Genomic DNA, 664 nt, shown 5'->3' with positions numbered 1-664 from the left:
TCATATGAATTAACGTCTATATTGTAATATGCTTTAATAGTAATTTCTAGAAGTTTTTAATGTGAGTTTTTGAAAACAAACACCTTTTTGCAATTTTCACTGCAAGATTTAACATTATTAAATTAAGAATATATTTTTGGCGTTAGTTTTTAGTATTTGGTTTATTATTGATTATTACAGGTTTTGGAATTTAGTTGCATTAAGAATTATAGACGTATTTTGTGATTTTTTCTTTGAAAAAGATGGATAGTTCGTTTAGGACTTTGCTCCAGTTTCTATATCGAACTGTCCATCTTTTTGTTGCATCTATTGTTGCTAGATATAATATTTTTAATAACGCATCATCATTTGGAAAAGATGTTTTATTTTTAGTCACTTTTCTATATTGCCTATTCAATGATTCTATTACATTTGTTGTGTACATTATTTTTCTTACTTCATCACCATAATCAAAATATGGCGATATTGTTTCCCAATGTTTTTCCCAACTTTCTAATGCCAATTTATATTTTGTCCATTTATTTTCTTTTAAATCCTGTAAATTTGAGTAGGCTATATCTTTATTGGGTGCTTTATATACTTTTTTTAAATCATTTACAAGTTCTTTTCTATCCTTGTAATTAACATATTTTAATGTATTTCTTATTTGATGTATTATACACCT

1 protein-coding gene is annotated in these 664 nt (G+C 25.2%); it reads right to left on the bottom strand.

The window, feature by feature from the left end; genetic code table 11:
- Nucleotides 1–199: 199 nt before the first annotated feature.
- A partial coding sequence (locus EO083_RS09745; protein ID WP_206512290.1) for a transposase occupies nt 200–664 on the bottom strand: 465 nt, incomplete at its 5' end.

Source organism: Thermosipho globiformans (assembly GCF_003990895.1).
Taxonomy (GTDB): Bacteria; Thermotogota; Thermotogae; order Thermotogales; family Fervidobacteriaceae; genus Thermosipho; species Thermosipho japonicus.
Note: the sequence above shows the minus strand (reverse complement) of the source record. Positions and strands in the feature narration are given on the sequence as shown.